Genomic DNA, 25,418 nt, shown 5'->3' on the forward strand with positions numbered 1-25,418 from the left:
GATATACAAGATGTTTAAAAAATTTCTAGTTTCATTACTTTTATTAGTTGCTTCAGTTAGTGGTACTTCTTTCGCTTCTGAAGGTGGGGTTCATTGGGATGAAGCTCCAATAAATTTACGCGATAAAGCTTCTTTGCAAAATGGAGCTAAGCTATTCGTTAATTACTGTATGAACTGTCATAGTGCAAATTTAGTGCGCTATAGTCATCTTCAAGAGCTTGGTTTGACTGAAAAACAGATCGAAGAAAATCTATTATTTACAGGTAAAAAAGTAGGCGATAAGATGACCATCGCTATGGACCGTAAGGATGCGAAACTATGGTTCGGTGTGACTCCTCCTGACTTATCTGTAATGGCTCGTGCAAAATCTGCAAACTTAGGTCAGCCAGGCACAGATTATATTTACACATATCTTAGAACCTTCTACCGCGATAAATCTCGTGCCACTGGGTGGAACAATATAGTGTTCCCTAACACAGCAATGCCAAATCCATTATGGGAGCAGATGAGTCCTGTAGAAGTCACTATCACTGATATTGTTGAGCAAGCTAAAGAAGGTGGTGGTACTGAATGGCACGAAGTGGTTTCTGTGATTGATGAACATGGATATCGTAAACAGGTGAGCGATAAGGCATTGCCAGACTACAAAGGAGTAGCTTCTAGTCACCAAGAAATTAAATACCTTAACCCAGAAAAACAAGCTGAGTTCGATAAGGATGTGGCAGATTTAACAGCCTTTTTAGGTTGGATGTCTGAACCTCATCAAGAGTTCCGTAAAACTTTAGGTTTGTGGGTTATGCTATTCTTAGCTATCTTCTTTGTGTTTGCATGGCAGCTAAATAAAGCTTACTGGAAGCACGTAAAATAACAATAAATTTAGAGGTAACTTATGATCGTTTTATTTTCTGGAAATACTTGTCCTTTCTCTCAAAGATGCCGTTTTGTACTTTACGAAAAAGGCATGGATTTTGAGGTTAAGGATATAGATTTGTTCAATAAACCAGAAGATATTGCACTCATGAATCCTTATGGCACATTGCCAATCTTAGTTGAAAGAGACCTAGTTCTATATGAGTCTAATATCATAAACGAGTATATCGATGAACGCTTTCCGCATCCTCAATTGATGCCAGGTGAGCCTATTATGAGAGCTAGAACTAGGTTGTTTCTTTTTAACTTTGAGCGTGAATTATTTTCTTATGTATCTATCCTAGAGGATCGCAGTAAGAAAAATAATGAGGAAGAGTTAAAAGAAGCTCGTAATATTATTCGAGATAGACTTACTCAAATCTCTCAAGTGATGTCTAAAAATAAATATATGCTTGGAGATGAATTTTCTATGCTTGATGTGGCTATTTCTCCTTTGCTTTGGAGGCTTGATCACTACGGTATCGAACTTCCTAAAGCCGCTGCTCCGATTCAAAAATATGCAGAGCGTATCTTCTCTAGGCCTGCATTTATTGAAGCATTGACACCATCTGAAAAAGTGATGCGTCGCTAATGTTTCCTTCAACTGCAAAAGGGTATGTGGTTCGTGCATTGCATGAGTGGTGCACTGATATGGGCTACGACCCTTATATTCTCGTTCATACCGATAAGAACTGTAATGTCCCTAAGCAGTTTGTTCAAGATGGGCTTATAACCTTTAATGTAGGCTACGAGTCCGTTAAAGATTTGCTTATCGGGAATGATTGGATTTCTTTCATGGCTCGCTTTAGTGGACAGCCCATGGAAGTATCATTTCCACTTGCTAGAGTGGCTGCTTTCTATTCTAAGCAAACTCAAGAAGGCCTGATGTTTGAGGTTACTGAGTTTGAAGAGTCTAATGATTCTATGAATTCAGAAAAAGATATGTCATCAAATACAAAATCCGAAAAAGAGGCTGGCTCAGAATCTAAGGATTTTGGTGGTTTTAAAATTATCGATTAATTTTCTTATCCATCGTACCCTTTGAATGGGTCATCTGGAATTTTAGTTGGAGTTGGTTCTTTCCCTTTCGGTAATGCCACCTCAACTGTTTCTTCTCTTTGTTTTTGCTTAGTTTGAGGCATTGGTGCAGTTATACCCTTAGGATCTGGGCCGTATTTATTAGGACCTGGAGTCCCTGCAAAAAAGCATAATGTTATTTGTATAAGTAACTGAACAATAGCTGCCGCTCTAGTTAATGTACCTGGTTCCAGTCCTGAATTTACTTGAGCCTGTATAAAAGCACTGATCAATAAAAAAGGTAATATAAACCAAGCACTTAGATTCATATCGTGAAACCTTCTGGCCATAAGTGAGAGCGAAGGAAATAAAATGAGTATTGAGTAAAGACCTAGCAGTCCTAATCCCACTTCATAGGCTGCGGGTCCAAAAACAACAGAAATAAGAGCTATACCGATAATAATGACTAAATTAATTACGACAAACCAGAAGTATTCTGACCTTCTTGATCGACCTGTGAATTGAAAAAATTTATTCCAAGCCATCAAATAATATTTCATGTTTTATCCCAGTTAGCAGCACTAACTCGATTATATTTCTGTGCAATATTAGTTTACTTTGGTTCGATTTATTTGCTACAAATTGTGTAAAAAGCGGCTTTAGAATATTGACATTGAATAAATTTAGCAATTATAATGTTTTTCTTTTGTAGGCCGGCTTAGCTCAGCAGGTAGAGCAGCTGATTTGTAATCAGAAGGTCACGAGTTCGATTCTTGTAGCCGGCACCAATACCTCCCCTGAAAGCGTGTATTTAAGCGGTTATTGGATTTTTAAAATATCCCATTACTACATTCATTTCCCTAATCATTACCCTCTTTTTTACCCTAACTCAATAGTGTAATAAATCCATAAATCTACTTAGTTTCGTTAATGATTGAAGTGGATTCAAAAATAAAAACCCGCCTTACAGACGGGTTCATCTAAATAAATGAAATAGATAGAAAGTATTACTTAACTTCAAACACCATAAACAAAGTTCTTTGTTTGTCGCTGAAATTATTATCTGAAACTACTATCAAAGAGCGATTTCCGTTTGGCAATGTTTTGCCCCAGCTCATCGCTTCCATGTTATCCATTTTTACGCCTCTATATTGACCTGCCATTTCTAGAAGCACTTCGCGTTTCATAGGATTATAAGATGCACCTTCCAAAGCGTTAATATTTCTAACGTTAGTACTGTCGCCAGTAATAGTAGCTTTGACGATACGAATAGTATTGCCCACGCCATCAGCATATGAACGCTCTAAAGCCAAGAATTCATTATTAGAAATTGCAAGCAACTCAGTCAAACCGTTATCCGCAAAGCCACCAGTAGGTGAAGCTGTTGGAATCTTAGGCAATTCATATACATACTGAGCTTCAGGTGCGTTTGTAGTAGGATTAAGTTTAGTTACGCGAATCCTAGAGCCTTTATCCAAAGATGCAGGGCCACCATCTTGATATAGGCCACCCTCAGTTGCTACATAAACTGAACCATCTGGGGTTACAGCTAATGCCTCAAATGAGTTATTGTTTCTAACTCCTGATTTCAAATTATCGTAGTAGTTGTAAGAAGGTGGGATATTGAGTTCACGTACATGAGTTCCATCAGTTTTCATCTCACGCACAAATGGTTGATATCTCTTAGCTGCATCTTGGTCCCAGTTTCCTTCTGATGCCCAGTATAAATTACCGTTTGGTGCAACTCTAATTGCCTCAGGATCCACTGTTTTAGAATCTTTAGGGAAATTAGTTCCGTTCGGTGTTTTCATATTGCGAACTTTGTTGAAAGTGACGCCTTTTATAGTGTTTTGATCAAAATCGATTTTGATATTGTAGAAACGTGGAGTGCCTTTTGCCCCGCCTCTATCATCTGATATAGCCCAATATGTACCGTCTTTAGCCATATCTAATCCAGAGATACCGCCAAACTCAGTTTTATCAAAAACAGTACCAGTCTTAATTTCCATTGCACTAAGTAAATTTACTGAATTTACACCTGTGCTTTGAGCGTGTGCAACTCCAAATGCTAATGTAGAAATTGCGATATTTAAATAGGTGGCAATAAATTTGTTTCTCATAAATTTCTCCTTTAAATGATTTATCTAAGTGTAGATACAAAATATTTCATATCTGTTATATATTTATAAATACATATGTAAGAATGACTAGCCATGCGGTTATAAGAGAAGATGAGGGTGGCTAAATTTATCCACCCTGGAAAAATAACTAGTTGACTCGGTTGCAAGAGAATTTGGAAGTCATGCTTTCTCTATAATATCCATCTCTCAAAATCATGCAGTGATGAATGAGGTGCGGTAAACCTTCGTGTTCCTCTTTGAAATATTCTAGAATGACTGTACGACCGTTATTTTTTACGAATCTTGCCTTAGGATTACCGATTGCTATGCGAATTTGACGCTCAGTATATCCCTTAGGAATTGTGTCAAGATCCTTATGAGGAACTGTTTGGAGCCCTGGATTCTTTTCAGTAGAAAAATGCTCCCTTTCGTATTGGGACAGTGAATCATCTTGCGTAGTCACACAAGCCGCAAGACCAATTCCAATTAGAGAACAAATCAGGATATTTTTCATAGTTTTCTCCTCGCAAATTGATTTACATATTGTAACGCCCCTAGCCCATTGTATCCTGTGCTTAATCTAAAGGTGGCAATGTTTCCGCTAACTAATTGTTACATTTTATGTTTGGGTATATAATAATGATTCTTATTACTATTTTCATTTACTAGTTGGGGTTATTATGTCCTTAAAATTCAATAAAATCTTTTCAAGTCTAGTTGTGGGACTCAGTATGGCCACAGCATCAACTTATGTTTTAGCTGATGATCACAAGCACGATCATAAACATGAACACAAACATAAACACAAACATAAACACAAACATGAGCATAAACATGACCATGATAAAGAGCATAAAAAATTTGACCATGTCCATATTGATGAACAAGCCGCACTTGAAAACTACGCAAACATTGCCCTCAAATATTATTCAGATTCCTTAAAAGACGCTAAAACACATCAACAAGCTCTCAAAAAATTCACAGCAAATCCAACTGAAGAAACTCTAAAAGCAGCTAAGGATACATGGCTAAAAGCACGTGAAAGCTATGGACTTACTGAAGCATTGCGTCTATCAAATGGCCCTATCGACGCAGAAGAGGGTTGGGTTGCTGAAACATACGGCAATCTAGAATCTCAAATTAATGCATGGCCTTTAGACGAATTTATGATTGACTACACAATCGATGCGAAAGGCAATCGCACAAGCGGGAATATCATTGATTCGACAGGTAAATTCAAACCAACAGGGGATGATGCAAAAGAAGTTGATATCACTAAAATTACTCCAGAGGTTCTCACTGAACTAAACGAAAATGGAGGAGAAGCTAACGTTGCCACAGGATGGCACGCAATTGAATTCCTATTATGGGGTCAAGATCAAGACTATAACAGCATCGTAGAAGACAAAATTACTTCTGGTCCATTAACTGCAGGTCAACGTCCGCTTACTGATTACACAGAAGATAAATTTAAAGAGCGACGTAAGGATTATTTAAATGCTACTGCAGAAAAATTAGTTAGTGACCTTCAAACTCTTGTTGATGCTTGGTCTACTGAAAGAGATGGTGCTAAAGGTTTATATCGCCAAGCACTTTTAGGTCAATTAAAAGGTGATGAGGCTTCTAAAAATATTAAAACTGATGAGGCTATAAAACAAATACTTTCAGGTTTAGGTGTATTTATTAAGTCTGAATTAGCAAATGAGAGGATTGCAGTCGCTGTACTTACTCCATCAGAAGAAGATGAGCATTCATGCTTTGCGGATAATACACATCGTGACATTGACCAGAATTTTAGAGGTTGGTTAGATCTTCTAAAAGGTCAAACCAATGGTAAATCTTCTGGAGTGTCGTTCTATGACTCTTTAGGAAAAGAGAATAAAGCTAAGATTGATAAATTAATTGCGGATATTCAAAAACGCATTAGCGTTATGAATGAAGTTGCTGTGAAAGAAATGCATTTTGATTATCAAATCTTGCCTCAAAATGAAGTTCATAACAAAAATCTCGTTAGTATGAAAAATCAAATGCGTCGCCTTGGAGATCAAATGATTGTGGTTGCTAAGTCATTGCATATTGATTTAACAGAAGCTGATGTAACTGATGCTGAAGAAACTAAAGTTAACTAAATTATTATTTAGTTTAAGTTGTACCTTACTTGTTTCGCCGTCATTGCTGGCGGCGGAGCAAGCCAAATTTACTGACGAGGAAGAAGACTCGTTTACAGAAGGAAGATCCTTTTTTCATATACCATGGGTGGCAGCTCCTAGTTCAACTACAGCTAGAGATGGTTTAGGCCCATTATTTAGCTCAAATACATGTGCTTCCTGCCACATTGCCAAAAAACAAAAATCACCATTAATTACGGATTCTTTTGTACATGGTCTTTATGTCGTTAGATTAGCTCAATTTGAAGATCACTTTAAGCGAAAACCAGAGCAAATTGCATTGCCAGACCCAGTTTATGGGCATCAACTTTCCTCAAAAAGTATTGGGACTGTGCCGCTTGAAGGAAAAGTCAAACTAGGTAAAACTAGTTTTAATGAGCCAAGCTCAGATGGTACACAAGTTAAATTATCTCAGTGGGAGATTGGTACTCATCAAATGGGCTATGGGCCATTGGATTCGAAAACGGGAATTTCTATCCGCATTACCCCTCCTTTGATTGGATTAAAGTACATAGAAAATTTGCCAGAAGAATATTTCGCTGAAGAATCTAAATTACAAACGGAAGCGGACCCTGAAATGGCGGGTAAAGCTAATAAAGTCTATGACCCAGTGAATAAAACTTTTGCCATAGGTAAATTTGGATGGAAAGCGTCTCAACCATCCATTCTTGTTCAATCGGGAGATGCGGCCCTAAATGATATGGGGCTTACAAATATTGTTATTGAAAACGAATCCTGTACTCAATTTCAAAAGGAGTGCTTAGAGGCTCCTCGCGGACGCAGACTTAAATTTGAGATGCATTTGCCAGATTATGATTTGCCGACTCATAGGTTGGAATCAATAGCATTTTATGTGGCCCACTTGCCATTGCCACCAAAAAAAGAACTCACAAAGGAAGAACTTAAATTAAGTGAGCGGGGCAAAAAGGTGTTTAATGAGTTGCAATGTGTTTTTTGTCATAAGCCTAGCCTCACAACTAAGGATGGAGTGACATTTGAGCCATTTTCAGATTTATTATTGCATGATATGGGTGAGGGGCTTAGTGATAAAAGGCCAGAATTCGAGGCTTCAGTATCACAATGGAGAACTGCTCCGCTTTGGAGAAACTATACTAAAGCCGAGTTAGGTCTTGGCTATTTGCATGATGGCAGGGCCGAAACCTTAATTGAGGCTATTGCTTGGCATGGTGGACAGGCTCAGAAAGCAAAAGAAGGTTTTTTGAGTTTGTCTGAAGAGGACCGCGAGGCTTTACTTAAATATTTAAATTCTTTGTAGGTTTAATATGAATTTTAAAACTAAATTTATCTCTGCGATTGTGGGGTCGATGATGATAGTGGGCATTGCCACAGCAGAAAAAAATCCAGACTTTAAGCCTGAATTAGAAAGCATATACGACAACATAATTAAGAAGAACGTGCACATTGCCACTGAGGATTGCAATGCATTAAGAAAACAGATCGATATGCAATCGTCAAACCCTGAAAAGTCAGGCATAAAGGATGCGTTTCTTAAATTTCATAACAGCTGGAGGGCTGTGCAAGTTAACTATATCTTGGGCGATTTAAATGAGGACTATCTAGATCATCCGCAATTTATTGACAATTTTCATTACGGAAAAGAGAATCTATACGATGTAATTCAACATGCACTCGATAGTGGGAGTCCAGCGGAAAAGGCACTGTTTAAAAATTCGACTAAAAGTCTAAATAGTCTGGAGTACGTGATATATAGAGATTTAATCCTAGATAAACGAGATATAGAATTTGCTCAGGTCATGGCCATAAATATCTGCAAACGTGTAGCTGAAATTGAAGAAGGCTACGAACAAGCAAGAGATGAGTATCTTTCTGAACCTGATAAATCATTGGCGGCTTTAGTAAATGCACTTGCGACTAGTATATTTTCAACTAAAGAGTGGAGGATAGGAGATCCTGCGGGTTTGACTAAAAAATATTCAGGAAAACCAGGATTAGAAAGGTCCGAAACGCCTTATGCATATTTAAACTCCCTCTCACTTAAGTCCATATATAAAGCTCAAAAAGAGATGGTCGACTCAAAGGCAGAAAACAAAAATCTCTACCACATATTGCAAAAATTTAAAGCACAAAAAGTGGGAGACGATATTAATAAAACATTAGATAAAGTGCTAGCAAAACTTGAACCAATTACCAGTGATGCAATGCTCTTTAAGCCAGAAAATATCAAACCAATTTACGATCTATCAAACGATCTCTACAAGTTTTACTATATCAGTTTGATATCTGCTCTCCCAGTTGTAGCTAAGGTGATGGACGCAGATGGAGACTAATTTTATTTTTGACTCTACGCAAAGGCTCTTCTGGCTATATCTTGCTAGCTCGGCTTTGATTGCCGCAATTTATACTGCAGTTGTGGCTCGTAGGAATGGGGGGAGGCTTAAATTTATTCTTAGCGAGACAAAAAATCATCTCACACATCCAAGCACAATTCTTGACTTAAAGTACTTCTTTGCGATTAGTTTTATTAAGCTGCTTCTGATAGCCCCTTTGCTACTGTCGGCTAAAGAAGTTGCACTTTTTATCTTCGAATTGCTCTTTCCATATATGGGTCCGCCGCCTGAAATTTCATATGCTTCTGTAAGTGTTTTATATGCTGCGGTGCTGTTTGTGATTAGCGATTTCTCTCGTTATTGGGTGCACCGTTTGATGCATGAGAACAAATTTCTGTGGCATTTTCACAAGGTGCATCATAGTGCGGAAATCATGAATCCGCTTACGTTTTATCGCGTGCATCCAGTTGAAAATTTCTTGTTTGGTTTGCGTTATTCTTTGGTGGCTGGAGTCGTTACAGGTGTGTTTTTGGCTATTTTCGGGCCTAAACTTAATATGTGGTCTATCTTAGGTGGCAATGCCTTCGTATTCATCTTCTCTCTTTTAGGCACGCACCTTAGACACTCTCATTTATATCTTTCATATCCAAAATGGATAGAGCATTTTTTCGTCTCTCCTGCCATGCATCAAGTTCATCACTACAGCAAATATGCTCTTAAGAACTATGGTAGTTACATTGCTTTGTGGGATTGGATGTTTGACTCATTTATTGCATCTAAAGATGCGGTCAGACAAAAGCGATTTGGATTTCCATTTCAAAAAACTCACTACAACTATTCTGTAGTAAGTATGTTGTTAACTCCGTTTGCGGAGGCATTTGATATCGAGAAAAATCATGCGAAATCAATTAGTAAAAAAATCTAAAGTATTTTTAATGTTACTTTGTGTGGGTGTGGGCGGGAGCATTGCCACAGCAAAAGAGAAGCCTACAGAGGATCTAAAGGCTTTAAAAGAACAAATGGGGCAGGTGCTTTTTAATGACACGGCACTGTCACGAAATAGAACCATGAATTGTGCATCTTGTCATGAGCCAGGAAGGGCCTATACAGATGGACGAGATAGCCCGATATACAAGATGGTATCTACTGGGGCGGATGGGTCGCATTTTGGCGATAGGAATGCTCCAACTGCTATGTATGGGCGTTATCATTTGCCATTTAGCTACGATGAAAAACGTAAAACATACAAGGGCGGCGTGTTTTGGGATGGGCGTGCAAAGGATATGGCTAAGCAGGCTGGAGATCCACCGTTAAATCAAGTAGAGATGATGATGCCCGATAAGAAAACAATTATCGATCGCCTGAAAGAAAATCCTTTTTATGAAGAGAATTTCAAAAAAATCTATGGACCCGATATTTGGGACGATATCGAAAAAGCTTATGCGGCCATGGGAGATGCGATTCAAGCTTATGAGCACACAGAGGAATTTCAACCTTTCACTTCTAAATATGATAAATATTTAAGGGGGGAATATGAATTAACAACTCTTGAGGACCTTGGTCGAACTCTGTTTTTCTCTAATAACAATGTAAACTGCAAAACATGCCATGCACTCAGAACAGAGGATAGCCCAGAAGAGCCATTTACTTCTTTTGAATATCACAATATTGGTGTGCCGACTAACCCAGATTTGATTAAATTTTTGAAATTTAAAGATGATTACAAGGATGCGGGCCTTCAGAAAAATCCTTTAGTTAATGGCGACCCTAAACAGGCTGGTAAATTTAAAACGCCAACACTTAGAAATGTTGCCGTAACTGGACCCTATATGCATAACGGTGTATTTAAGGATCTAAGAACTGTCGTTCTTTTTTACGATAAATACAATAATCCAGATAGAAAAATAAATCCTGAAACTGGTAAGGAATGGGGCCCTACGGATTATGAAGAAACAGTTAATCTTGATGACTTAAAAGCACAGGCCTTGACCGATAGGAAGGTAGATGCATTAGTTGCTTTTATGAAGATTTTGACAGACGAGAAATATGAACATTTGCTAGAAGAGCAAGATAAGGCTGCAGATAAAATTCCGACTGATGCAACAACTAAAGTTGATGCTAAGGCCTCAAATGATGAACCGGTTAAAGTCGATGTCAAGGCTTCAAATATCGAACCTGCTAAATAAAAAAAAGCTCGCTAAATGCGAGCCCATCAAACAAGGAGGTAATCTTTAGTATCGGGCGTCTTTTGGTTTTTTGCCGTTAGGCCAGTCATTCACTTTCTTAGCGAAATCTGGTCTCGGCATATGCGTGAAATATTCAGACACGTCTACGGCCTCTTGGTCGCTTAATACATGTCCCTGACCCCACATACCTGTTTTTTGGACAGACATAGGCATGTTGTCGCGAACAAAAGCAGCTGCTTTATAGGTTCTCGCCATACCAGCTCCGATATTAAATGAACCGTCTCCCCAAAGAGGTGGGAACACCATATGACCTTTATCGTCGTTTAGACCTGCTCCATCGGCTCCGTGACAAGTTGCACATTGAGCGGCGTATATTTTCTTACCGTTTTCAATATCAGGCACTAGATTATTATTAATTTTCCCGCCGATATCAACTTGCACAACGGCCTTAGGTGGAATATCTTCAACAAGCCAGTGATAGTAAGCAATCATAGCTTTCATCTCACGAGACTCAGGATCTATAGGCTTACCGTTCATAGACCTTTGGAAACAGCCATTAATCCTAGCTACTATATCAACCTCTTTACCTGCACGAGGCATTACTTTAGGATATCTGTAATAACTGTTGAAATAGTGAGCACCTAATTTCTCTTTACCGCTTCCGATATGGCAGCTATTGCAATTCATGTTTGCCCCTACATTATCTGGCAGCAACCTTTTAGTCTCATTTAATAATCGAGATCCATAAATAATTAGGTCCGCATTTGGGTGGTTCACGGCATCAGCCAAGCGAGGAATTTGATAATCTTCTGAGACAATCTTATCGCCTAATTTAATGGTGATATTATCTTTTCTTGCAGGAGTTTCAGCTACATCTTTTTTACCGCAAGCCATTAATGTTAAAGCAATAGCAACTGAGAAACTTACTTTTGAAATAAATGATAATTTCATATTATTCTCCTACGTAATGAGGTGCTTTGTTCTTAATAAACGCCCTCATTTCAGAAACTTTTTCGGTGGAGGTTTTAGGTGCTACATTCGTCCATGAATTACGAATATAGTTAACTAAAATTGCAATATCCGCATCGCTTAAATAATCGAATTTAGGCATCGCAAAACTCATTACATCATGTTTTGTGTGTGCACTGTGGCTACCCTCAAGCATTAGTTGAATTACAGATTCTGGATTTGTAGCAACCACTGCGGTGTTATTGTTTAGTGCTGGGAAAATGCGTTTCACACCGTCTCCGTCTGCTCTATGACAAGTCATACAAAATTCCATATAAAGTAAGCCGCCTCTTGATAGGTCAGTGCCTGAGAGCAATGCATTTGTAGTCTTATCAGCCTTGGTTTCACGTTTTTCTGCTCTACCTTTAGTAGGTGGCAATGTTTTTAAATACATAGCCATGGCCTTCAAATCTTCATCAGTCATAAATTGCAAGCTATGTTGAACAACATCACTCATCGCACCAAACGCAAAATTGCTATCAGTTCTTCCTGATTTTAAGAATGTGTGAAGGTCATCTGCCGACCACTCACCTAAACCATTACCTTCGCCTCGAAGACTTTTAGCTCTCCAACCATCTACCACAGCACCAGATAGATATTCATCCCCATCTGCTAGAGAATATGCTTTTTCTTGATAAGCAAATCCACGTGGAGTATGACAGGCACCACAGTGTCCAGATCCTTCCACTAAATATGCCCCTCGAGCGATAATTTCATCAGCGTTTTGAGGTGGCACAAAATCTCTCTTAGGAGCAAATAATGCTTGCCAATAAGCAACTGGCCATCTCATAGACATCCAAAATGGTAGAGTAGAGTCTTGGTTCTTTTTAGATTCAGGTTTTACGGCCTTCATAAAGTAAGCATATAGTGCTTCAACGTCTTCATCTTTAAGAATTGTGTATGAAGGGTATGGCATTGCAGGGTAAAGTGCTTGCCCATGCTTGCCTACACCATTTTTTACTGCGTTATAAAAATCTTCGTAAGTATAAGAACCTATACCAGTCTCTTTATCAGGAGTGATATTAGTGGAATAAATGGCTCCAACTGGAGTTTGCATAGCAAGTCCCCCTGCAAACTCCTTACTACCAGGTACGGTATGACAGGCATAGCAGTCAGAGGATTTCGCAATATATTCGCCTCTTTTGATTTGCTCTTCGCTAAAATTCGTAATATCTTTTACAGAGTCTTTTCTTAGAGAGGTTAGAAGAAAAGAAGCTGCGTAAAAAAGAATTCCTACTATAACTATTGTGGAAATGAAAACGACAAATTTTCTCATGATTGATCTCTTATAGGAGTGTCCCTTGATTATTATGTGCGTGCTAAAATCATTTGAAAATGTGGAATCCCACAATCCGTTTATCTTGTTGATTTAAATCAATGTTTCCCCTTTTTCGTGCGATCTTTCTCTTCTGTTTATTCTGTTCATCAGCAATAGCAAAAACATGGACTGTAGGTATTCAAAGTCCTTATGATGCAAATAAGACTTTGGAAAATTGGAAACCATGGGCAGAGTGGCTCTCTAAGCAATTGCCAGAAGAGAAATTTGAAATAAAGATTCTCAAAATAAGAGATTTTCAAGAAAGTATTGAAAGCAAGTCAATAGATTTTCTTATTGCTCAACCTACGCAAATTCTTCTCTCTTCTGGTCTAACAGAAATGACTTGGGTAGCTAGCTTGCAGGAGATGTCACAAGCATTGCCAATAGGTGGGGATAATGTAGGGTCAGCCATTTGGGTTCGCATGGATAGTCCAATCATACGTCTATCAGATTTGAAAAATAAAAAAGTATCTGCCGTTGCAGAAAATGTGTTTGGAGGCTTTATTGGCGGCTTAGCGGTTTTAGAAAGTCATGGTGTTTTGGAGTCCGACTTGCAATTAACGTTTACGGATTATCCCGTATCTTCAACCATAGAGTCCTTACTGCATAAAGATGTTGATGCCGCTATAGCTCCGCTTTGCTTATACGAACGACTTGTGGATGAAAAGAAGATAGATGCGGATTCTATTCGTCTCTTAGAGCCCAAGCATAGATTCAAAAAAAATTGTTTGGGGAACATTTCATTTAATGCGAATTGGGTCTTGGCTTCATTGCCACATACACCTATTGATATAACAAAAAAGGTGGCTGTTGAAGTGTTAAGTGAAAGTGGTGATCCAATGCTTCCAAAATGGCTTCCGCCTCAGTCAATAACAGGGGTGGAGAGTGTATTAAATAAGCTTGGAAAACATCCACAGCAATTAAGTTTTTGGGAAAATATCGAAAATAATTATAGAAATAATAAGTACTTATGGAGAATCGCTTTCATTGCCACCGTATTTATTGTTTTAAATAATATTTTTGCTGTTTGGCTTGCACGCAAAAGAAGTAGACGCATTAAAGCTATATATCAAGACCTATATGATACGGAGCGACTCGTTCATCATGCAGATAGAGTGAGTATGTTAGGCGAAATGGTGTCTGGAATCGGACATGAGCTTAATCAGCCACTTAGTACTATCTCTTATTATGCTGAGGGTTTGAAGCTGCGGGCCTCAGATGACACCTTGCGAAATGAAGATGCAATTGATGCTTTAGAAGCCATACTTGAAGAGATAAAAGGCTCTAAAAAAATAATTGAAAATGTGCGTCAGTGGGGTCGACGTCCAAACGAAGAAGAGCTTCAAAATGTGAATATAAGCATTTTGCTCGAGGAGATAAGGAAGCTTACTTTTTTAAGTAGGAATATAGAAATTAAAATTAAATGTCAGGAAAATCTTTTTGTTAGATGCGATCCATTGAAACTTAAGCAAATTATTCTAAATGGCATAATTAATAGTTATCAGGCCAAAGCTTCTGAAATTTCAATTAATTGTGACGCAAATGCACTAACTATCCTTGATAATGGCCCTGGATTTAGTGATGAACAACTTGCTTTCCCTTTTGTTCCATTTAGAACTTCACGAGAGGATGGGCTTGGGATTGGGTTAGTGATTTGTGAAAAATTAGCTCAAAGTATGGATATGAAATTAGAGATAGAAAATCAATTAGATCTAGGTGGCAATATTATCGGTGCCATGCTCATACTCTTGTGGGGAAATTGCGTTGTCTGATATTTTTGTGCATATTGTGGATGATGAGCAATCGGTTTTGCGAGCCTGTTCATTTCTTATGGGATCGTATGGTTATAAACATAAAATTTGGTCCGATCCTCGGGAGTTTGTAAATTGCGTAGATCCACACACGAAAGCGGTTTTGGTTACTGATTTGCGTATGCCCCATATTAACGGAGAGCATTTAGTAGAACATTTATGTTCCGTTCAGTCCTGTTTAGGAATAATTGTGTTAACTGGCCATGGGGAAGTTAATACTGCTGTAAAACTCTTAAAAAATGGTGTGGTAGATTTTTTGCAAAAACCTGTAGATGCTGAAATTTTGAACGAATGTATTAAGACAGCGTGGCAATGTTCTCTTGACTCATACAGGGATTGGTTTAATCTACAAATCTATCGTAATTTAAATGAAAAAGAGAAAAAGATTTATTCGCTAATGGTTGGTGGTTCCTCAAATAAGGATATGGCTAAAGAGGTGAATCTTTCGGTTCGAAGTATAGAGGTATACAGGTCAAATATTATGGAAAAATTTTCTTGTAATCACTTGACTAATCTGGTTCGTATAAACGATCAATTACAAGAAAGATACAAATTATTAAACTTTTAATATTACGATACTGTCATAAAAGTATATATTTAAGACTTGTCATAATCCATAATTCAATTTTATAACTTATTGATTTTGTTAATAACGAATGTTGTTTTGTTGCAATTAGTTACATTATATTTTTTGACTTTAACTTTTCTTTAACTTTACATCATTATCATTTCAGCAGGTTTTCCCTAATCTATTTGGGAGTTAATTTTTTTTCCAAGAGGAAGTAAGACATGCAAAAGAAATGGATGAAATCTGTGCTTGCAACTAGCGTTTTAGCTGGTTTGTGCATGGGTGCAGTAGCTACTGCAAAAATTACTGACATTGTGCCAGTAGATCAAAAAGCGTTCGACATTGTTAAAACACGTATGGAAAACAGTGTTGAAAAAACTGGCATTGCTATTATGCCTATCGATCAAGCTAAATTCTTAAAAGGTCAACGTTTTGACTTTGAAGTTGAAGTGTTAGATGAGACAGCAGAGTCTGTTGAAGTTACTTTAAACGGTAAATCTTTCAAAGATATCTTCGGTGGCGATTTAAAACGCATCGAAAATGCTACTAAAGACGGTAAAAAGTATGTTTCTTTCCGTGCAGAAAATGTTTCAATTGCCAGTGTTGGTGATATCGAACTAGTAGTTAAAGCTAAAACTGCTTCTGGCGAAAAAACTCGTAAAGTTATGTGGTCTGTTGTGGGCGACGTTGCAGATAAAAAAGCTAAAAACGTTATTCTTTTTGTTGGTGACGGCATGAGCCTTCAAGCTAAACAAGCTGCTCGCATTCTTTCTAAAGGTATTTACGAAGGTCGTTACAACAACCGTTTAGCAATGGAATCACTTCCAGATGCTGCTATCGTATCAACATCGGGTTATGATTCTATCGTAACTGACTCAGCTAACTCTGCTTCTGCGTACAACACTGGTCACAAATCAGTAGTTAATGCAATGGGTGTATACGAAAACCGCACTCCAGACACTCTTGATGATCCTAAAGTTGAAACTATTTCAGAAATCATAAAACGTACAAGAGGTATGTCTGTTGGTATCGTAACTACTTCTTCTGTAACTGACGCTACTCCAGCTGCTGTGACTGCTCACACTCGTCGTCGTGGTGACCAAGACTATATCGCTCATGACTTTATTGCTGATCATCATCGTCCAGACGTAATACTTGGTGGTGGTATTCGTTATTTCGTTCCTAAAGCACAAGCTGGTTCTAAACGTAAAGACGAAACTGATGTAATTAAGGAATTCGAAGCTAAAGGTTACACCTTCGCTGGTAACCGTGCAGAAATGAATGCCGCTTCTAATGACAAACCTTTATTAGGTCTTTTCGCTTCTAACCATATGGATGTTTACATCGATCGTGAACATATCCCTAATAAAGAAGTAACTAAAGGTTTTGATGATCAACCTAACCTAGTTGAAATGACTAAAAAAGCAATCGATATCGTTTCTAAAAACCCTAATGGTTTCTATTTAATGGTTGAGGGTGCTTCTGTAGATAAACAACTTCACACTATGGATTGGCAACGTGCGATTTACGATGCTATCGAATTAGATAAAGCAGTTGAATTTGCTAAAAACTGGTCTAAAGAAAACGGTGATGATACTCTAATCGTAGTTATTGCTGACCATGGTCACGGTATTTCAATCACTGGTACATACACTGAAGCTGACGGCAGAAAAGGTCGTGAAGCTGTACGTACTTATGCAGAATCCAAATTCCCTGGCTTTGTAGATGCTGACGGTGACGGATTCCCTGAAGATCCTAACCCTGAAATTACATTGGCTATTCAATACGCTAACTTCCCAGACCACTACGAAAACTATCGTTTCCAAGCTAAACCTACACCTCCAGCTTTAGCTGCTAAGGATGCTGATGGTAAACAATCTATCAAAGCAAACCCAGCTCGCGCTCCTGAAGGTGCTCGTTTAATCGAAGGTAACTTACCTAGCGATAAAGAAACTCAAGAAGTTCACTCTGCAGACGATATTATTGTTATGGCTGGTGGTCCAGGATCTGACTACTTCAGAGGTCACATTGAAAATACAGAAATCTTCTTCGGTATTATGCGTGCACTAGGTATCGATGCTGTATCTGAAAAAGCACAAGCTTCTAACGATAATCAAGACATGAAATCTGAAGTTAAGACTGAAGAAACTAAATCAGAAAAGAAAGCTGAAGAAAAACCAGCTCAATAATAGTTAGTAACTAAACGTTATTATTTATTGTTTAAGACCAAGAGACTTAGGTTTCTTGGTCTTTTATTCTTGTAATATCAGTAAGCTAAAATGTCCGTGATTTAATTGTGTAGAACTCATATGAAATCCAAATTTTTAAGCTTCCTATTGCTAATTTTTTCTATTTGTTTTTCTTCTGTTAGGGCAGATCCTGTTCCATTGAGTTATAAAGAAATGTACAACGTCACTAGCAGAGGTTTGCAATTTTCTAATAAGCTTAATTCACTTAAGGGTCAGCAGGTTAAAATGCTAGGATTTATGGCTCCTCCACTGACACCTACTATTAATTTTTTCGTACTAGCTGAAGAACCCATGGCTATTTGCCCATTCTGTTCAACTGATGCAGACTGGCCAGATAATATTATTGTTGTAAAGTTGGATAAACCAGTAGTTGCATTGCCATTTGATAGACCAATTACAGTAGAAGGAACCTTAGAGATTGGTAGTGAAGTAGATGTTGAAACAGGATTTGTTTCTCAGGTGCGAATTAGAGCTAAAAAAATAAGGGAATGAAAATTTAACTTAAACTTCATAACTATTTGATATATTAAGGCGTCTTAGTTTTTGATATAAAGTATCATGATCTCAATTAGCGACTTAATAAAGGAATACCCTGACGGGCAGGGGGTAATTCGTGCTCTCACATTACCAAAACTCGAGATTGGGGATGCTGAACAGTGGGCTTTAGTTGGTCCTAGCGGTTCAGGAAAATCAACACTTCTTCACATTTTGTCAGGATTAACCAAGCCTACTTCAGGAAAAGTTTCAGTTGATGGTGTTTTGTTAAATGATCAATCCCCTCAATTTCTTGCAGATTGGCGCGGAAAAAATATTGGCTATGTTCTACAGACTCTAAGTTTATTACCCTCTTTAAATGCCTTCGATAACATTTTGAGTGGTGCATATTTTGCAGGACTTGATATTACTGACTCTCTAAGAAACGAAGTCAAGGAAATGCTTAAAAATATGGGTCTTGGAAATATGGGGCACAAAAAACCTGAGCAATTATCTCAAGGGCAGCAGCAGCGCGTAGCCATTGCCAGATCCTTAATTAAAAAACCTAAACTAATTTTAGCTGACGAACCTAGTGCTAGTTTGGATAAAGAAACTTCCAACAACATTATGGATATGCTTATAAATTACGCAAATTCAAACGGTGCGACGCTTCTTATATCTACTCACGATCCAGAGGTTAGGGCTCGCTTTAATAAAGAAATCAGTCTAGCTCACGGGGTGCATGATGCTTAGTAAAATCAGTATTAAAGAGCTTTTGCATAAGCCATTTCAATCTATTCTTCTTATTATTCTGATTGCACTCTCAATTGCAGCTTCAGTGTTTTTCGTTTCTCTAAATCAAGGGATTCATGGTGGGTTGGTGAAGGCAACTGAACCATTTCCACAAGTAGTTGGTGCAAAAGGTGGTATCAATCAACTGCTTTTGAACACAGTGTTTTTGCAAGATCGTCCAATCGGGAATATTCCTCAAAAAATTCTGACAGATTTAAAAGAAAATAAATTAGTAAATATGGCCATACCTCTTGGTTTTGGCGATAACTATAGAGGATTTAGATTAGTTGGTACCTCAACTGAAATATTCGAATACGCACCAAAAAAGGGTGGAGATAAATGGTTTACTCTTAAAGAAGGAAGAATATGGGATAAACCATTTGAAGCAGTGGTAGGAAGTGGAGTCGTTGAGTTAACTGGTATAAAAATAGGTGATACATTTAAAACTATTCATGGGTTTTCTGAGCACTCTTCGCATTCACACGATAATTTATACACGGTAGTGGGTATTATCAACGAAGTTGATGGACCTTACGATCAAGCCATCTTAACGGACATAAGATCTATTTGGGAGGCTCACGCTCACCATCACCACGATCACGATCATGAAGGACACGACCATGACCACGACCACGAGGGCCATGATCATGACCATGATCACGAACACGAAGGTCATGACCACGACCACGGCCATGATCACGAGGGACATGACCATGAGCATGAAGGGCACGAAGGCCATGACCACGAGGGACATGACCATGAGCATGAAGGGCACGAAGGTCATGACCACGAGGGACACGACCATGACCATGACCACGATCACGATGGTGAAGCGGCACATGATCACGAACACGAGGGTCATGACCACGATGATGGAGGCCATGACCATGACCATGATCACGATGGTGAAGCAGGGCATGAAGGCCACGACCACGATCATGAAGGCGAAATGGCTTTAGACAAGCCAGCAGCTAATAACGCTAATCCTATATATGTTAACGACGGAAACCATGCGGCAACAACTGGTGAAGTAACTGCTATTCTTGTTCAGCCAGCAGGTTATGGTGAGGCGATGAAGCTTGCCCAAGAATTCCAATCTAACCGTGATGCACAATTGATCTTCCCAGCTCAGAATATTATTCAATTGTTCTCTCTTATGGGACAAGGTGAGAAGTTCTGGTATTACGTTGGCGGATTCTTGATAATTACTGCATTAGCACTTGTTCTTTTAACTATGTATCTATCAAGTTTGACACGTATGAGAGAGCGTGCAGTTCTTCAAACACTTGGTGCATCTAGAGGCCAGTTATTAAAACTTGGGCTTATTCAAAACGGCGTGATTATAGTAATCGGTGGCATTTTGGGATATATCATAGGTATGCTTGCATTTGCTATGGTTAGTAATTTAACGAAGGATAGAACAGCTGTGTTTATGCCAGTTGATTTCTATGAATTACCAATTTACATTGCCATCGGAACAGTAATACTTGGGCTAATAGTAAGCATTATTCCTGCTTACATATTAAGTAAAAAAGATACTTTAAAATATCTGTAAATTCTTTAAAATTAATGGGCTGATTTCGATCAGTCCTTTTTTTTTACCTAATTTTTGGAGGTGCTATGAAATTTCGTTTTCCAATAGTGATTATAGATGAGGACTTTCGATCTGATAGTGCTTCTGGATTTGGAATTAGGGCATTGGCTGATGCGATTGAGGCTGAGGGTTTTGAGGTATTGCCAGCAACTAGTTATGGAGATTTAACCTCCTTTGTTCAGCAGCAAAGTAGGGCGTCCGCATTTATTCTATCGATAGACGATGAGGAGTTTGAAAGTGATTCTCCTCAAGACGTAGCAGAAGCCATTAGAAATTTGCGTTCGTTTATTAACGAATTGCGATTTAGAAATGAGGATATTCCTATATATTTGCATGGCGAAACCCGCACCTCCGAGCATATCCCGAATGATATTTTGAAAGAGTTGCATGGCTTTATTCATATGTTCGAGGATACTCCAGAATTCGTGGCACGTCATATTGTGCATGAAGCGAAGAGCTATTTGGATACATTGGCACCTCCTTTTTTCCGTGAATTAGTGAATTATGCTCATGATGGCTCGTATTCGTGGCATTGTCCTGGGCATTCTGGTGGTGTTGCATTCCTTAAAAGCCCTGTTGGCCAGATGTTCCATCAATTTTTTGGCGAAAACATGCTTCGTGCGGATGTTTGTAATGCGGTCGAGGAATTAGGACAACTGCTTGACCATACCGGGCCTATTGCCAAATCAGAAATAAATGCAGCTCGTATTTTCAATGCAGACCATTGCTATTTTGTAACTAATGGCACTTCCACATCAAATAAAATCGTTTGGCATGGCAATGTTGCCGAGAACGATATCGTTGTTGTGGATCGCAACTGTCATAAGTCTATTCTCCACGCAATTACCATGACGGGAGCGATTCCAGTATTTCTTAAACCTACTCGAAATAATCTTGGCATTATCGGGCCAATACCATTGTCTGAATTTGAACCTGAAAATATTAAAAAGAAAATCGCTGATAATCCATTCATTTCTGAAGAGCTTAAGAAAAAGCCACGTATCCTTACATTAACGCAAGGAACTTACGACGGAATTTTATATAACGTCGAAATGATTAAAGAGAAACTTGGAGATACCATGGAAAATCTTCATTTTGATGAAGCATGGCTTCCACACGCAGCTTTCCATGAGTTCTATGAAAATATGCATGCGATAGGGCGAGGGCGTCCTCGTAGTAAGGAGTCCATAATTTATGCGACTCACTCGACGCACAAAATGCTGGCTGGTATTTCTCAAGCATCGCAAATTATTGTTCAGGATTCTGAGTCAAGAAAATTAGATCGCAATATTTTTAATGAAGCTTTCTTGATGCATACATCTACTTCTCCTCAATACGCAATCATTGCCTCATGTGATGTGGCAGCAGCAATGATGGAGCCTCCAGGTGGTACTGCTTTAGTTGAAGAGAGTTTGCGTGAGTCTATGGATTTTCGCAGAGCAATGCGCAAGGTAGCTTCTGAATTTGGAAAAGACGATTGGTGGTTTAAGGTATGGGGTCCTCCTAGACTTGTGCAAGAAGATATCGGATGGCAAGGAGATTGGCTTTTAGAGCCAGATGCAGAGTGGCATGGATTCTCTAATATCACTGATGGTTTTACTATGTTAGATCCTATCAAGACTACTATTGTTACTCCAGGTCTTGAAATCGATGGTACATTCGATGAAACAGGGATACCTGCAAGCTTAGTAAGTAAATATTTAACTGAGCATGGCATTGTTGTTGAAAAAACGGGCCTGTATAGTTTCTTTATCATGTTCACAATTGGAATTACAAAGGGTCGATGGAACACATTACTAACATCGCTTCAGCAATTTAAGGATGATTACGATAAGAATCAGCCTCTTTGGAGAAGCATGCCAGATTTTATTAAGCAGTATCCGAAATACGAGGCTTATGGATTGCGTGATCTTTGCCAAGAACTGCACGAAGCCTATCGCAAACGAGACTTGGCACGAATCACGACAGAGGTGTATTTAAGTGACATGGAATCGGCTATGAAACCTAAGGACGCTCATAACAAAATGACGCGTCGTGAGATAGAGAGAGTAAATATTGATGATTTGGAAGGTCGTGTTACGGCTGTGCTTCTTACTCCATATCCGCCAGGAATTCCGCTTTTAATTCCTGGTGAAAGATTCAACAAAACCATTGTTCAATATTTAAAATTCGTTTGCGAATTTAATGTAGAGTTTCCAGGTTTTGAAACCATGGTGCATGGCTTGGGCTCTGAGGTTTTACCTAATGGGGAAATCCATTATTATGTGGACTGCTTAATGGATTGATTTAATGGCATAATAGTTTTTAAAAATTATGTAAGGAGCCTAATTTATGTCAGCTATCAAAGGTGTTTTTTCTGCTTATTTCAGGTTCAATTTACTATATAAAATTCTTATAGGGCTGATCCTAGGAGCAATTGCTGGGATCGTTTTTCAAAACAATGCAGATATGGCTGCATTTCTAAAGCCATTTGGGGACATATTTATTCGTTTGCTCAAGATGATTATGGTACCTGTAATTGCATGTACCTTAATTGTGGGGGCTAGTACGATATCTCCTTCGCATCTAAGCCGAGTAGGCGGAAAAGTAGTTATTTTCTATCTGATTACTTCTCTATTTGCGATAGTTATAGGTTTGTTATCTGGCATGATTCTTGAACCTGGTACTGGTCTAGAATTTGCAGGTGCAGAGGGAAAAACTATAGAAGCAAAATCGCCATCTCTAAGTTCAATTTTTCTTAACATTATTCCTACAAATCCTATGGAGGCATTTGCAAAGGGAAATGTTCTTTCAATTATTTTCTTTTGTTTACTTTTTGGAATCGCACTTGCTTATGGTAAAGATAGTAAGGATGAATTGCTCAGTAGGTCTTCGCAAACGGTATATGAATTTATAGATGGTGTAAGCCACATAATGTTCCGCATTGTGTCATGGATTATGCAATATGCACCATTTGGTGTATTTGCCTTGATTTTTATTGTGTTCTCAAAACATGGAGCTGCTGGATTTGGTCCACTTCTAAGCGTAACAGCCAGTGTTTATATCGGACTTATTTTGCAAGTAGTAATTGTATATTTTGGTATATGTCTGCTAATGGGGTTAAGCCCAGTCAAATTTCTAAATAAAGTGCGAAATCCTATGATTACTGCTTTCGTTACACGCTCATCTGGTGCAACTCTCCCCGTTTCAATTGAAGCTGCGGAAAATATGGGAGTTCCAAAAAGTATCTATGGATTTGGTTTACCAGTAGGTGCGACCATCAATATGGACGGCACCACTATTTACTTAGGCGTATGTGCCATGTTCATTGCCAACTCAATAGGTTTTGATTTAGATTTATCACAACAGCTCACTATTGTTATGACAGCTGTTTTAGCATCTGTTGGTACTGCAGGTGTTCCAGGAGCTGGAGCTATTATGCTTTTAATGGTACTGGAATCGGTTGGAATTAAAGTTGACGCAGGCACGCCCGCATCCGTAGCTTATGGCATGATATTAGGTATTGATGCACTTCTTGATATGGGTCGCACATCGATGAACGTGGTAGGGGATTTGTCTGGCGTTGTTGCGGTATCTAAAAGCGAAAAACTTCTTGATACTAATAGGTGGGAGTAATAGCCCACTTATTCAGCCTTATTGAATGGCCACACCGGCGGGAATCGAACCTGCATCGAGAGCTTCGGAAACTCTAATTCTATCCATTGAACTACGGTGTGTTAGTCACTGTTTGTGCATAATCTATTATAATTTTATTTTTAGTTCCACTGGGATATTGTATGAGTACGAACCACTCCAACAAATCAAGTCAAACGTTCAAGTTATTGTTGTTTGTTATTGCTATACCAATAATTTTAATCATAATTCTTATACGTGCCTTAAATGGTGGTGGTACCGATCCTGCTCTTATGACCACCGAAGCTATCGAGGATAGGATTGCACCAATCGCTCGATATAATTTAGTGGAAGTTGCAGCAGCTGATGATGCAAATAGAGAACCTTTAAATGGGGAAGGCGTATATAAACGTATCTGTTTTTCCTGTCATGATGCGGGGCTCTCTGGTGCACCTAAGTTTGCGGATGCAGCTGCCTGGGGACCTCGCATTGCCAAAGGACAAGATGAATTATTCACTCACGCTATTGGCGGTTTTAATCTAATGCCAGCTAAAGGCGGTGACGCTAAATTAACAGATGATGAAGTTAAGCGTGGCGTAGTTTATATGGCAAACCAAGCTGGTGCAAATTGGGAAGAGCCTGCTGCAGCAGCTCCAGCAGAAGAAGCAAAACCTGCGGGAGAAGCTAATCCAGAAGAAAACGCAACACAAGCTCCAGCCGAAGACGCAAAACCTGCGGAAGAACCTAAGCCAGCAGAGCCCGCAACATCAGTTCCAGCAGAAGATGCAAAACCTGCGGAAGAACCTAAGCCAGCAGAGCCCGCAACATCAGTTCCAGCAGAAGATGCAAAACCTGCGGAAGAACCTAAGCCAGTAGAGCCCGCAACATCAGCTCCAGCCGCAACTGATGGCGAAAAGTCTACTGCTGAAAAGGTTAAGGAAATAAAAGACAAAGCTGTAGAAAAAACAGAAGAAGTAGCAGACAACGCAGCTGAAAAAACTGAGGAAATCAAAGATAAAGCAGTTGAGAATACTGAAGAAGTAGCTGATAAAGCAGCTGAAAAGGCTGAGGAAATAAAAGACAAAGCTGTCGAAAGAACAGAAGAAGTAGCAGACAAAGCAGCTGAAAAAACTGAGGAAATCAAAGATAAAGCAGCTGAAAAAACTGAAGAAGTCGTCGATACAGCCAAAGAAAAATACGATGCTATGAAAGATGCTGCTGGCGATAAAATTGACGCCATTAAAGAATCTACTTCCGAAAAGGTTGAACCTGTAAATCCATAA

22 protein-coding genes and 2 tRNA genes are annotated in these 25,418 nt (G+C 38.8%); 18 read left to right on the forward strand and 6 right to left on the reverse strand.

Annotation, left to right across the window (positions count from 1 at the left end; all coding sequences use genetic code 11):
* The first annotated feature begins 10 nt into the window (after positions 1–10).
* Genes T432_RS0104760 through T432_RS0104770 form a run of 3 tightly spaced genes read left to right on the forward strand, consistent with a single transcriptional unit; the run spans position 11 to position 1,929 of the window.
* The gene (locus T432_RS0104760) at positions 11–868 is read left to right on the forward strand and encodes a cytochrome c1 (protein WP_028884379.1); all 858 of its coding nucleotides are present in this window, start codon (positions 11–13) and stop codon (positions 866–868) included.
* Positions 869–889: 21 nt separating this feature from the next.
* Positions 890–1,501, forward strand: coding sequence for a glutathione S-transferase N-terminal domain-containing protein (locus tag T432_RS0104765; protein WP_014112071.1), 612 nt, complete (start codon positions 890–892; stop codon positions 1,499–1,501).
* The gene (locus T432_RS0104770) at positions 1,501–1,929 is read left to right on the forward strand and encodes a stringent starvation protein B (RefSeq protein WP_014112070.1); all 429 of its coding nucleotides are present in this window, start codon (positions 1,501–1,503) and stop codon (positions 1,927–1,929) included. The genes T432_RS0104765 and T432_RS0104770 overlap by 1 nt, the downstream gene beginning before the upstream one ends.
* A gap of 5 nt (positions 1,930–1,934) precedes the next feature.
* On the opposite strand, the gene T432_RS0104775 is transcribed toward T432_RS0104770, so the two are convergent.
* Complete coding sequence (locus tag T432_RS0104775) at positions 1,935–2,486, reverse strand: DUF805 domain-containing protein (RefSeq protein ID WP_028884380.1); 552 nt, start codon at positions 2,484–2,486, stop codon at positions 1,935–1,937.
* A 152-nt stretch (positions 2,487–2,638) separates the two neighbouring features.
* Here T432_RS0104775 and T432_RS0104780 point away from each other — a divergent pair.
* A tRNA-Thr gene (locus T432_RS0104780) sits at positions 2,639–2,714 on the forward strand.
* A 219-nt stretch (positions 2,715–2,933) separates the two neighbouring features.
* Here the strand turns inward: T432_RS0104780 and T432_RS0104785 are convergent.
* Both T432_RS0104785 and T432_RS0104790 read right to left on the reverse strand, forming a co-directional pair.
* Positions 2,934–4,046, reverse strand: a complete 1,113-nt coding sequence (locus T432_RS0104785) for an esterase-like activity of phytase family protein (RefSeq protein WP_028884381.1) — start codon at positions 4,044–4,046, stop codon at positions 2,934–2,936.
* Positions 4,047–4,194: 148 nt separating this feature from the next.
* Positions 4,195–4,560 (reverse strand): hypothetical protein, encoded by a 366-nt coding sequence (locus T432_RS0104790; protein WP_028884382.1) that lies wholly within the window; start codon positions 4,558–4,560, stop codon positions 4,195–4,197.
* 166 nt (positions 4,561–4,726) lie between these two features.
* Here T432_RS0104790 and T432_RS0104795 point away from each other — a divergent pair, with 166 nt between their 5' ends.
* The 5 genes from T432_RS0104795 to T432_RS0104815 are packed head-to-tail and all read left to right on the forward strand — an operon-like array spanning position 4,727 to position 10,709.
* A complete protein-coding gene (locus T432_RS0104795; protein ID WP_028884383.1) occupies positions 4,727–6,175 on the forward strand; it encodes an imelysin family protein in 1,449 nt (482 codons plus the stop codon).
* Positions 6,150–7,490 carry a di-heme oxidoredictase family protein gene (locus tag T432_RS0104800; RefSeq protein ID WP_028884384.1) on the forward strand — a complete coding sequence of 447 codons (1,341 nt, stop codon included), beginning with the start codon at positions 6,150–6,152 and terminating at the stop codon, positions 7,488–7,490. Before T432_RS0104795 ends, T432_RS0104800 begins: the two co-directional genes overlap by 26 nt.
* 7 nt (positions 7,491–7,497) lie before the next feature.
* Complete coding sequence (locus T432_RS0104805; protein ID WP_028884385.1) at positions 7,498–8,523, forward strand: imelysin family protein; 1,026 nt, start codon at positions 7,498–7,500, stop codon at positions 8,521–8,523.
* The gene (locus T432_RS0104810) at positions 8,513–9,448 is read left to right on the forward strand and encodes a sterol desaturase family protein (RefSeq protein ID WP_028884386.1); all 936 of its coding nucleotides are present in this window, start codon (positions 8,513–8,515) and stop codon (positions 9,446–9,448) included. Before T432_RS0104805 ends, T432_RS0104810 begins: the two co-directional genes overlap by 11 nt.
* Complete coding sequence (locus T432_RS0104815) at positions 9,420–10,709, forward strand: cytochrome-c peroxidase (protein WP_028884387.1); 1,290 nt, start codon at positions 9,420–9,422, stop codon at positions 10,707–10,709. Before T432_RS0104810 ends, T432_RS0104815 begins: the two co-directional genes overlap by 29 nt.
* 45 nt (positions 10,710–10,754) lie before the next feature.
* On the opposite strand, the gene T432_RS0104820 is transcribed toward T432_RS0104815, so the two are convergent.
* Entirely contained in the window at positions 10,755–11,660 is a 906-nt protein-coding gene (locus T432_RS0104820; protein WP_015551906.1) for a c-type cytochrome, read from the reverse strand.
* A gap of 1 nt (position 11,661) precedes the next feature.
* Positions 11,662–12,993, reverse strand: coding sequence for a cytochrome c (locus tag T432_RS0104825; RefSeq protein ID WP_028884388.1), 1,332 nt, complete (start codon positions 12,991–12,993; stop codon positions 11,662–11,664).
* 101 nt (positions 12,994–13,094) lie between these two features.
* On the opposite strand from T432_RS0104825, the gene T432_RS0104830 reads away from it, so the two are divergent.
* From T432_RS0104830 to T432_RS0104865, 8 genes are all read left to right on the forward strand, one after another.
* Complete coding sequence (locus T432_RS0104830) at positions 13,095–14,807, forward strand: sensor histidine kinase (protein ID WP_028884389.1); 1,713 nt, start codon at positions 13,095–13,097, stop codon at positions 14,805–14,807.
* Entirely contained in the window at positions 14,800–15,414 is a 615-nt protein-coding gene (locus T432_RS0104835; protein WP_248646278.1) for a response regulator transcription factor, read from the forward strand. Before T432_RS0104830 ends, T432_RS0104835 begins: the two co-directional genes overlap by 8 nt.
* A gap of 221 nt (positions 15,415–15,635) precedes the next feature.
* A complete protein-coding gene (locus T432_RS0104840; RefSeq protein ID WP_028884391.1) occupies positions 15,636–17,603 on the forward strand; it encodes an alkaline phosphatase in 1,968 nt (655 codons plus the stop codon).
* Between the two features lie 120 nt (positions 17,604–17,723).
* Complete coding sequence (locus tag T432_RS0104845) at positions 17,724–18,155, forward strand: hypothetical protein (RefSeq protein WP_028884392.1); 432 nt, start codon at positions 17,724–17,726, stop codon at positions 18,153–18,155.
* A 66-nt stretch (positions 18,156–18,221) separates the two neighbouring features.
* The gene (locus T432_RS0104850) at positions 18,222–18,890 is read left to right on the forward strand and encodes an ABC transporter ATP-binding protein (RefSeq protein ID WP_028884393.1); all 669 of its coding nucleotides are present in this window, start codon (positions 18,222–18,224) and stop codon (positions 18,888–18,890) included.
* On the forward strand, positions 18,883–20,484 hold the full coding sequence (locus tag T432_RS0104855; protein ID WP_028884394.1) for an FtsX-like permease family protein: 1,602 nt from the start codon (positions 18,883–18,885) through the stop codon (positions 20,482–20,484). The genes T432_RS0104850 and T432_RS0104855 overlap by 8 nt, the downstream gene beginning before the upstream one ends.
* 65 nt (positions 20,485–20,549) lie before the next feature.
* Complete coding sequence (locus T432_RS0104860) at positions 20,550–22,808, forward strand: arginine/lysine/ornithine decarboxylase (protein ID WP_014112054.1); 2,259 nt, start codon at positions 20,550–20,552, stop codon at positions 22,806–22,808.
* A gap of 46 nt (positions 22,809–22,854) precedes the next feature.
* Positions 22,855–24,138, forward strand: a complete 1,284-nt coding sequence (locus T432_RS0104865) for a dicarboxylate/amino acid:cation symporter (RefSeq protein ID WP_028884395.1) — start codon at positions 22,855–22,857, stop codon at positions 24,136–24,138.
* 26 nt (positions 24,139–24,164) lie between these two features.
* Here the strand turns inward: T432_RS0104865 and T432_RS0104870 are convergent.
* Positions 24,165–24,239 (reverse strand) — tRNA-Arg (locus T432_RS0104870).
* A 60-nt stretch (positions 24,240–24,299) separates the two neighbouring features.
* On the opposite strand from T432_RS0104870, the gene T432_RS0104875 reads away from it, so the two are divergent.
* Complete coding sequence (locus tag T432_RS0104875; protein WP_028884396.1) at positions 24,300–25,418, forward strand: c-type cytochrome; 1,119 nt, start codon at positions 24,300–24,302, stop codon at positions 25,416–25,418.

Source organism: Taylorella asinigenitalis ATCC 700933 (assembly GCF_000687755.1).
Classification (GTDB): domain Bacteria; phylum Pseudomonadota; class Gammaproteobacteria; order Burkholderiales; family Burkholderiaceae_B; genus Taylorella; species Taylorella asinigenitalis.